Here is a 10,828-nt window from a genome sequence, read left to right on the forward strand (position 1 = left end):
TCCTACTATTTGAATAACTTTCGGGTGGCATCATGAATACACCAGCATTTTTTCCAGATAACGAGAAGGTCGGCGGTCCCCAGGCGGACTTTCAGGACATCGCGATCATCGGCGTCTCCGGTCGTTATCCCATGGCTGAAAACCTTGATGAGTTCTGGCGCAACCTGGCCTCAGGTCGCGACTGTGTATCCAGGCTGCCCGAAGATCGCTGGCAACAGGGACACCCGCAACGAGAGCGCTCTGGCGATACCTGGGGCGGTTTCCTGAAGGATGCCGATTGCTTCGATTCGCTGTTCTTCAACATCACTCCGCGGGATGCCGCCAAGCTCGATCCGCAGGAACGGCTTTTCCTGCAATGTGCCTATGCTGCCATCGAGGACGCCGGCTACACCCGAAGGACCTTGGGCAAGTCGGTGGCCGAGCGGCATTCCAGGCAAAGCCGGGTGGGGGTCTTCGCGGGAGCCATGTATCAGGAGTATCAACTCTACGGAGTTGAAGCTTCATTGGTCAGCGATGGCACGGCGGCGAATGGTGTGGCCGCATCCATTGCGAACCGGGTCAGTTTTTTCTGCGGTTTCAATGGCCCGAGCCTGACGCTCGATACCATGTGTTCGTCCTCGATTACCGCCATCCACCTGGCTTGCCAGAGCCTGCAATTGCAAGAGTGCGAAGTGGCGTTGGCCGGTGGTGTCAATCTCTCTTTGCACCCCAACAAGTACCGCTTGCTCAAGGACAACAAGTTCCTTTCGCAAAAGGGGCGCTGTCGCAGTTTCGCCAGGGGAGGGGATGGCTATATTCCCAGCGAAGGTGTCGGTGTCGTGGTGCTCAAGCCCCTGGCCAAGGCTGTGCTCGATGGTGACCGAATCCATGGGGTCATCAAGGCCAGTGTGATAAATCACGGCGGGCACTCCACGGGTTACTACGTGCCCAACGCCGAGCAGCAATCGGCGTTGATCAGGGAGGCCATCGACAAGGCAGGTATCGATCCCCGGCACATCCAGTATGTCGAAGCGCATGGCACCGGCACGCCGGTAGGCGATCCGATCGAGTTACAAGGACTGAGCACCGCCTTTGGCGCCTATACCCAGGATAAACAGTTCTGTGCAATCGGATCGGTCAAGTCGAACATTGGCCATTCCGAAAGCGCCGCCGGTGTTGCGGCGCTGAGCAAAATCCTGCTGCAGATGAAACATGGGCAGTTGGCACCCTCGCTGTATGCCGATGAAATCAATCCCGATCTCAACTTCACCGACTCTCCCTTCTATGTGCAGCGGAATCTGGAGGCATGGCCGTGTGCGGTCGATGAGCAGGGCCGTCGGCGTCCGCGCATGGCCAGCCTGTCTTCATACGGCGCCGGAGGCTCGAATGCCCACCTGATCATTGCGGAGTATCTGCCGTCGCAGGCGGTCGCTCAGCAAGGCCAGCAGGTGCCTCCAGTCCTGGTGTTGTCCGCACCCAACCAGGTGGCCTTGCAGCTCCAGGCCAGGCAGTTGTTGCAGTTCTTCCAGGCGGGCGGTGCCGCTACCTCCCAGGAGCTGCTTGAGTGTGCCTACACCTTGCAAGTGGGCAGGGAGGCCTTTGATTGGCGCCTCGGATTCGTGGCCCAGGATGTGGATGCGGCGATTGCGTCACTGGAGCAGTTCCTCGATGGGGCCCATGAGCAGGTTGCCCATATTCTGCACGGCAGGATAAACGAATCGACAGCCCGTCCGGCGGTGCCCGGGGACACCCATGGCGGCGCTGACCCACAGCAATGCCTGCGCGCCTGGATCGATGGCGCGGATATCGACTGGGCGAACCTGTACGGCAAGGTTCGTCCGGCTCGCGTCAGCCTGCCGACGTATCCGTTTTCCCGGAACAAGCTCTGGTTGAAAACCGATACCCGGCTTTCACCTTACCCGTCGCCAGTGGTAGATGGACCTCATGCCCATCCCCTGCTCGGACAGCATCAGTCTGGAACACTGATGTTTTCTTCAGTGTTCAGCGGTCAGGAGCCTTTCCTGGCCGATCATCAAGTCAACGGCAGCCCGATACTGCCGGCCGTTGCCTATCTGGAGATGGCCAGAGCGGCACATGAGGCATTGACGCCCGATAAGGCGCCACTGAGCCTGCACAAACTGCTCTGGTCCAGGCCGGCACAAGTGGCAGACGCAGTACTCGACACACGTATTACCCTGAGCGTCCAAGACAGCGCCCATCAGTCATTCATCATTGAAAGCACGGACGCCTCGGGTGACTACCTGACATGCGCCAGGGGCACGATCGGCAGGCTGCAGCAATCCGCGCCGCCAGCGCTCGATGTACCGGCATTCATTGGCCAGCACTGTCATCGGCGGTATGAGGGGGCTGAGTGCTATCGCCACTTCGCGAGCATCGGTCTGGACTACGGGCGCAGCCACCAGACCATTGAATACCTGCACCGCGGGGTGCACCACGTAGTTGCCAGACTGAACCTGGCGCCATTCGACACAAGCTACCAGCTCCATCCTTCAATGGCGGATGGGGCGTTCCAGGCGATCATCGGGTTTTATCTGGGGGCCGATCATAGCGACTGGCTACCGGTGCCTTTTGCCCTGGAACGGGCGGATCTGCATCGTGCCTGTTCATCCGAGATGTGGTGCATCGTCTCGCATGCGGCGCAAGGGGACGGCAAGGTCTTCGATATCCAGCTGCTCGATGTCGACGGGCGGCTTTGCGCGCTGTTCAGCGCATTGACGATCAAGGATTTCTCTGCGGCGAAACGTGTCCCGGTCGAGGTCGCCCCGGTCGCTGTCACGCCGGGTAGGAATGTGTCCTTGGCGGTCGAGTGGCAACCTTGTGAATGGCTTGCCACGCCAGCACCCGCGCCTCTCAAGGTATTGCAGATCGGCACGCAGGATGGAATCGAAGCCGAGCTGTCCAGGCTGTTGCCGCAGCGCGTTTATGCCGACCATCAGGAGCTGGCCAGTCGCGAGTCGTGTGATCGCCTGCTGGCCCGCGCAGGGGCGTTCGATGAAATCCTGTGGATTGCTCCAACGCCTGGAGCCGACCTGATACAAGAACAGGAAACAGGCATGATGAACCTGTTCCGACTGGTCAAGGCGCTGCTTTCGCAAGACTGCCATACCCGTCAGTTGTCATTGACGCTGGTCACATCCCAGGCTCAATCGGTGCACGAGGCCGAGCCGGTCTTTGCCGCCCATGCCTCCGTCCACGGCTTGGTAGGGGTGCTTGCCAAGGAAATGCGTAAATGGCGTTTCCGGATGATTGACCTGGACGGGACTCGCCCCTGGCCAGTGGAGCAACTGCTGACGCTGCCCTTCGACTCGAAGGGGGAAACCTGGGCCTTGCGTGCAGGCCGTTGGTACCGGCAATGCCTGATGGCGTGCCATGAGCCGCTGGCGAAAGAGGCCTGGGCGTTCCGTCGGCATGGGGTGTATGTGATCCTCGGTGGCGCCGGTGGCATCGGCAAGGCCCTGAGCCGTTATCTGATCGAACACTACAGTGCCAACGTGATCTGGCTTGGCAGGCGCAGCCTGGAGCAAGGCATCACCGCGGAACTGGACAGTTTCCGCGACCTGTCTCATGTGCCGATCTATTTTCAGGCTGATGCAACCGACCCGGCGGCGCTTGCCGAGGCCCATCGGCAGATCAAGCAACGCTTTGCGCACATTCATGGCGTGATCAATTCGGCCATCGTGCTCCACGATCAGAGTGTCCTGAGCATGGAGGAGCGAACGTTCGCCCTGGTGCTAGGCACCAAGGTCGCAAGCAGTGTGAACATGGCGCAGGTGTTCGGCCATGAACCGCTCGACTTCATGTTGTTCTTCTCCTCTCTGGCGGCCTTCCTCAAGACCGCGGGGCAGAGCAATTACACGTCAGGGTCGGTATTCCAGGATGCCTTTGCCCATCACTTGCGCAACGTTTGCCGGTTCCCGGTCAAGATCATGAACTGGGGCTACTGGGGCGAGTTCGGCGCGGGTGCTTCCGAGCACTATCGTCAGCGGATGGCGAACATCGGCGTTGCTTGCATTGATACCGCCGAGGGCATCGCGGCCGTCGAGTTCCTGCTGCGCAGTTCGCTTTCGCAACTGGGCTTCATCCGCATGCTCGATTTCAACGCGCTCAATATCTTGCCGGGCATGCTGCTGGATCGTGCGCTGGAAATCGGCGATCGGTACGCCACGGTGAGCGATGTGGCCGGGGTACTGGCCCGCGCGGACCTGCAGATGCAGGCACTGCTGCCGCAGCCCCTGGGCGCGGCCATGGCTGTTGCACCTCAGGTCGCCGCCCTGGCTGCGTCGTTGCCCGCCGAAGCGAATGGGGGGCTGGCGCCGTTGCCAGCGAGAGACTCGGCAAAGCCGGTGCGTGATCTGCGCGACAGGGCGTTGGCTCATATGAAGACTCTGGTCAGTGAGGCCCTACAGGTGCCTGTTGACGAGTTGGATCTCGGTACGCCGCTGGTGCGTTATGGCGTCGACTCGATCTCGGCGGTGTACATCACCAACGCCTTGGGTGAGGTGTTCGGCAAGGTCGATGGCACCTTGTTGTTCGACTTGCAGACGATTGAAGAGCTGGCCGACCATTTTCTTTCGGTTCAGCCTCAGGTCTACGCAGGGCTTTTCGGCAGTGTGACGGCCGAGGATCCTCCCTCCGCCAGCAGCCAGCCCGCGGTGTCGTCTGGCGCGGATTTGCGCAGCAATACGGTGCTGCGCATGAGAGCCCTGGTCAGCAATGCCCTGGAGGTTCCGCTCGATCAACTCGATGACAGCACGCCATTGGTGCGCTATGGAGTTGACTCGATCTCGGCGGTGTACATCACCAATGCCCTGGGCGAGTTGTTCGGTAAAGTCGACAGCAGCCTGCTGTTCGATGTCCAGACCATCGACGAAGTGGCGGACTATTTCCTGGCTCACGAGCCCGATACCTGCGCCAGGCTGTTCGGGGCTGAGACGGACGTTAGCGACACCAACCGCGTTCAAGGCCCATTGCTCGAGACACCGCAGCAGGGGGCAGCGACTTCAGTACAGGCCTCGTCTGCGGCACCGCGGTTGCCGATGCTGACAATCAACCGTGACGACGATATCGCGATTGTCGGCATGGCCGGTCGTTATCCCCAGGCGCTCGATCTCCCCGCGTTCTGGCACAACCTGCTCAAGGGGGTGCACTGCATCGAAGAAATTCCCGCGCAGCGTTGGGATTGGCGCACCGGCTTTTCGAGCGACCCCGAATTGATCGGCGGCTGCTATACGCGCTGGGGCGGTTTCATCGAGGGGCATGACGAATTCGATCCAGTCTTTTTCCATATTTCTCCGGCCGAGGCCGAGTTGATGGACCCGCAGGAAAGGCTGATTCTGCAGCACGCCTACAGTTGCATCGAGGATGCCGGCTACACCCCCCAAGGGCTTTCGAACGGAGGGGATGTCGGGGTGTTTGTCGGCGTCATGAACAGCGACTATCCGCTGGTTTCGCGCTATTGGTCGATCGCCAACCGCGTGTCCTACGTCTTTGACTTTCGAGGTCCCAGCATTGCGCTGGATACGGCCTGTTCTTCGTCCCTGAGTGCGCTGCACCTGGCTGCCGAAAGCATCCGTTGCGGCAGCTGCGCCAGCGCCCTGGTGGGCGGGGTCAACCTGATTACCGACCCGGTGCATCTCTCCAGCCTGTCCTACATGCAGATGCTCTCCCACGGCGATGCCTGCCGTGCCTTCGGCGATCGGGCGGACGGTTTCGTCGCCAGTGAAGGCGTGGGCGTGGTGATGCTCAAATCCCTGGGGCAGGCCAGGCGAGAAGGCGACCATATCTACGGGGTGATCAAGGGCAGCATGATCGGCGCCGGGGGACGCACGTCGGGCTACACCGTACCGAGTCCACGATCCCAGTCCCAGCTCATGGTCAAAGCGCTCGAGCGTGGGGGAATCGCGGCCCAGGATGTCAGCTACATCGAGGCCCATGGCACCGGGACCGCCCTGGGCGACCCGATTGAAATCAAGGGGCTGGTAGGTGCCTATACGGGGCTGACGGCATCCGGCCAGACCTGCGCGCTGGGCTCGGTGAAGTCCAATATCGGCCACGCGGAAAGCGCCGCCGGCATGGCGGGCCTGAGCAAAATATTGCTGCAGATGAAACACGGCATGCTGGCGCCGACCCTGCATGCCCACCCGTGCAACCCGCGTATCGATTTCAGCCAGACGCCGTTGCACCTCGTGGAGACGGCTCAAGCCTGGGAGCGTCGGACCAGGCAACAGGACGGCCAGACCTGGCTGGTGCCGCGGATTGCCGGCCTGTCCTCCTTCGGGGCAGGAGGGGCCAATGCCCATCTGTTGATCGCCGAGGATGATCAGGCCCCAGCCCACATGCCTGGCGCTGTCGTGAGTGCGATTGTGTTGTCGGCGCAAAGCCGTGAACAACTGCGGCAACGCGTCGACGATCTGTCGCGGCACCTGCACAACGAAAGGCTCGACGACACTCACCTGAGTCGTCTGGCATTCACATTACAGACAGGCCGCGAGACCCTGGAGTGGCGCCTGGGGTTCGTCGTTCGGGACATGGCCCATTTGAGCCAATGCCTGGGCCAGATACTGGATACCGACTGGTCGCAACTGGCCTGGCTGGCCATCGGCGATACTCCGCCCCGCAGCAAGCCCACGTTGCCGCCGGTGCATAGCGCAGCGCCATGGACCAGCCAGGCGCTGCAACAGCAGATCGACAACTGGGTGCAGGGCGACCCGGTGGATTGGGCGCAGTGCCATGTCCGGCAACCGCAACGCCTGAGTTTGCCCGGTTATCCGTTCCGTCGTGACCGCTATTGGCTTGCACCGAGCCATGACCTGCGCCGCCTGACTCCGACGGCAGTGGGGAACTCGTCTTCACCGCTCAGGGAAAGCGCGCAGGTGGAGTCGCGTGCCAAGCAACCGGTGCTGACTTACCGGGAAGTCTGGCAGCCACAGGAACGGCAGAGCCGTCATTCGTCGGCGCAGGTGCGGCGAGTCCTGTGTCTGGTCGATCGTGCGGAGCGCGGCCAGGCGCTGAACCTGGTCATCGAACAGGCGCACCCGGGTTGCACGGTGATGTTCCTGGTCTGCGACGGCGAAGCCACTGGCCTGAGCAATGGGGTGGCGCTCGCCCGTGACGACCTGGAGGGCTTCACCGCGGCCTTTCAACAGGTGCGCCAACGCTGGTCCGACGTGGATATCTGCTACCACGCACTGGGCGCCTGCGATCTCTATTACTGCGAGCGTTATGAAGGATTGCTGTACAGCATCCAGGCAATGATGGCGGCACAGTTACCGGTCCATCGACTGTTCCTGCTGGCTCGTTATCCACTGCCGAGGTTGCAGGCCCAGGTCGAGAGCTGGATGGGGTTTGTGCGTTCGCTGCCGATGGTCATGCCGCAGACGCGGGTCAGCCTGCTGGCCTGCCAGGACACCCCCGGCACAGGTGCATTGTCGATGGCGGACTGGTTCGCCCTTCATGTGTTGCCAGAGGCGCTGGCCGCTGAAGAGGACAGCGTGTTCTATCGGGATGGCATTCGCCATGTGGCTGTTACCGAGGCCTTGGCGCTGGTCGACAGCCCCCGGGTCGAACAGGCGGGAAAGACCTGGTTCATCACCGGCGGGATGGGGGCTCTGGCGCAGCTTCTATGGCGTCGCCTGCATGCCCAGGGAGCGAACCTGGTCCTTACCGGGCGTTCAGCGCTGACACCGGCCCTCGTCAGGGACATCGAGGCGCTGGATCGAGGTGTCGGGCGCCTGCTTTATGTGCAGGCCGATGTCAGCGATGAAATCAGCCTGCGTCGCGCCGTACAGCAAGCCAAAGCGCGTTTTGGGCAGGTTCATGGGGTCATCCATGCGGCGGGGGCTGCACCGACCACCACGCTGGAGGCGATCGACCTGGCTGACTTCCAGCGCGTGCTCGCGGCCAAGGTCGAAGGAACGCGCGTCCTGTCCCGGGTGTTCGAACCTGAAGGGCTGACCTGGCATGTGCAGTTTTCGTCGTCGTCCGCGATTCTGGGGGACTTCGGTTCCTGCAGCTATGCCGTGGCGAACCGTTACCAGAGCGCATTTGCCCTGGCCAAGAACCTCGACAGTCAGACGCGCCACATCGTCATCAACTGGCCGTTGTGGCGCGATGGGGCAATGGGGCTCAACAGCCGCCGCGAAGAACGCTTTTACCTGGACGGTAGTGGCCAGGACTATCTGGAGACCCCCGACGGCCTGGCGCTTTTCGAGCAGATTCTCGCCTCGGCCGTGCCTCAGGCGATCGTTCTGGTAGGTGGCAACAACCCATTGCAGCGTCGCCTGTCGGGCCATGCGCCGGCAGCGGAGCCTGCACCGGGCGTTTCCATACCGGTTCAACCGTCGTCGGCCCCGGTCGACGCGCGGCAGGTGCGCCAATGGGTGTTCGAGGCTATCGAAGAGCAGATAAAGCTGCCGGCGGAGCGTGTCCGGACGAGCCTGAACTGGACAGAGCTGGGTTTCGACTCGATCAAGCTGGCTCAACTGGGCAAGCAACTGTCGCAACGACTGGGCTGCGCACTGACCCCCGCGACCTTTTTTGCTAATCCGAGCGTCGATGATCTGCTGGCTTTCCTGACGCGCGACCCGGCGCCACAGAGTCCCCCAGTTGTCCCGGCAGACAAGCCGCACATGGCGCCGCAATCGGCGTCGTCGAACACGCCCGAAACCTATGAGCCGATCGCGATCATCGGCGTCAGCGGTCGTTTCCCCGGTGCGGATTCGGTGGAGCAGTTGTGGCGGAACTGGGTCGAGGGCACATCGGCGATTCAAGCCGCCTCGGCGTGTCGCGGTTTGCGGGCCGAGAGCGCCGGTTTTGCCACGCAGTCCCGGCTCTACGCAGGTTTTATCGATGGCGTGGAGGCGTTCGACCCGCTGTTCTTCGAACTCTCGCCCCATGAAGCGGCAGTGATCGATCCCCAGCAACGTCTGTTCCTGCAAGCCGCCTGGCATGCGTTCGAGGACGCCGGTTACCTCGGCGCTTCGATCCGTGGCAGCCAGTGTGGTGTGTTTGTCGGTGCCGAAGAGAGTTTCTACGGCGAGCAACTGGCAGATGCAGGCCGCATCAACGCTAACCGCAATGCCACCTTGTCGGCGCGAATTGCCTACGCTCTGGACCTCAATGGCCCCAACTACAGCCTGACCTCTTCATGCTCCTCCGGTCTGATGGCGATACATCAGGCGTGCCGCGCCTTGCATAACCGTGAGTGCACCATCGCCCTGGCTGGTGGCGTCAGCCTGATGATTTCATCCAGGGAGCTGGGGGTATTGGCCGATGTCATGCCGTTGGCACAGGAGCCTGTGTGCCGGGTGTTTGATCAGGACGCCAGCGGCCTGGTTCCGGCCGAAGCGGTGGCTGCCGTGGTGCTCAAGCCGTTGAGCCAGGCGCTGGCCGATGGCGATCAGGTTTACGGCGTGATTCGCAGCAGTGCGGTGAACTACGACGGGCGTACCAACGGCATTCTGGCGCCGAATCCGGCCCGTCAGGCCGAACTCTTCGCTCAGGCCCTTGCCACCGGAGGGCTTGAGCCAGGGCAGATCCAGCTGGTCCTGGCCCATAGCATCGGCATGCACCTGGGCGATCCGGTCGAAGTACAGGCGTTGCAGCAGGTATTTGCTCAGGACAACCGGCAGCCCTGTTCACTGAGCTCGATAAAACCGGGGTTGGGCCATAGCTTCGCCGCATCGGGGGTCGTGGACCTGCTGGCCATGTTGATGGCGCTGCGGCATGCCTGTAAGCCTGCGTTGCAAGGCTTGCGACAGGTCAACGAATACATTGGCTTCGACCGGTCCGGCATTGCTCCGGTACTCAGCCGGCAATCCTGGCAGGTGGCACCAGGAGAGCGTCGCCGCGGCCTGGTCAGCACCACCGGGATCAATGGTTCGAATGCTTGTGTCCTGATCGAGGAAGCCCCACAGCCTTGCGAGACGGCACCCGCGCCAGCCTATACAGCGCACCTGGTGCTGCTGTCTGCGCCGGATGCACCGCGCCTGGCGCAACTCGCCGAGAGTTTGTTGCAGCAGATCACGGATAACCCTGAGCTGCGGCTCGAGGACGTTGCGTTCACCTTGATGCAGGGCCGCGAGCCGCTGGAGTGTCGTGCCGCCTGGGTGGTGCATTCGCTTGACGAATTGCGCACGGTATTGGCCGGTTTCGACGACGTATCGCTGGGGTATCGCGGCCATAACCCGGTGCTGGAGTCTCTGGCGCCCGCGGCCTGGCCCGATTCGCCGAGCAGTGACGCTCTGCATGCCTTGGCCGCGGCTTGGGTGGAGGGAACACCGATGCCGGCTCGCCCTGCGCTTGAAGGCCGGCGCATCTCGTTGCCCCTGACCGCTTTCCTGCGGACCCCGTGCTGGTCGGCCAATACCTTGCCCGACCCGATCGCCCAGCCTGTGCGAGCGGAACCTTCCCGCCAGGCTAACGAGGATGTCCATGCCTTCATCCTGGCATTCCTCGAACAACACCTGGGGCTGAGCCCTGCGCAACTGGTGGTGGACAAACCGCTGCGCCAGTACGGCATGGACTCGGTTCTGGCCATCAAGCTCGCCCACGCCCTGGAGCAGCGTTTCCAGGTGCGACTTTCCGCGCGAGCCTTTCATGAGAACCCATCGCTGGCGGCGCTGAATGCGCATATCCAGCAGCACCCCGACTTCGCCCATGGGGCCGGGAGCGAGGTTGCGCCGTTTCAGGATGCACAAGTCATCGCGATGCTCGATCAGATTATCCAAAACGAGAAATCCCTGGACGACGTTAAGGAACTGTTGAAATGAATGCAGTCGCCACTAAAGAACAGCTTCTGGCCGCGTACAAAGCGGGAGAAATTTCGACC

1 protein-coding gene is annotated in these 10,828 nt (G+C 62.0%); it reads left to right on the plus strand.

Annotation, left to right across the window (positions count from 1 at the left end; genetic code table 11):
• Positions 1-32 precede the first annotated feature (32 nt).
• Positions 33-10,769, plus strand: a complete 10,737-nt coding sequence (locus tag CXQ81_RS12805) for an SDR family NAD(P)-dependent oxidoreductase (protein WP_101337367.1) — start codon at positions 33-35, stop codon at positions 10,767-10,769.
• Positions 10,770-10,828 lie beyond the last annotated feature (59 nt).

The organism is Pseudomonas sp. 09C 129 (genome assembly GCF_002843625.1).
GTDB lineage: Bacteria > Pseudomonadota > Gammaproteobacteria > Pseudomonadales > Pseudomonadaceae > Aquipseudomonas > Aquipseudomonas chlororaphis.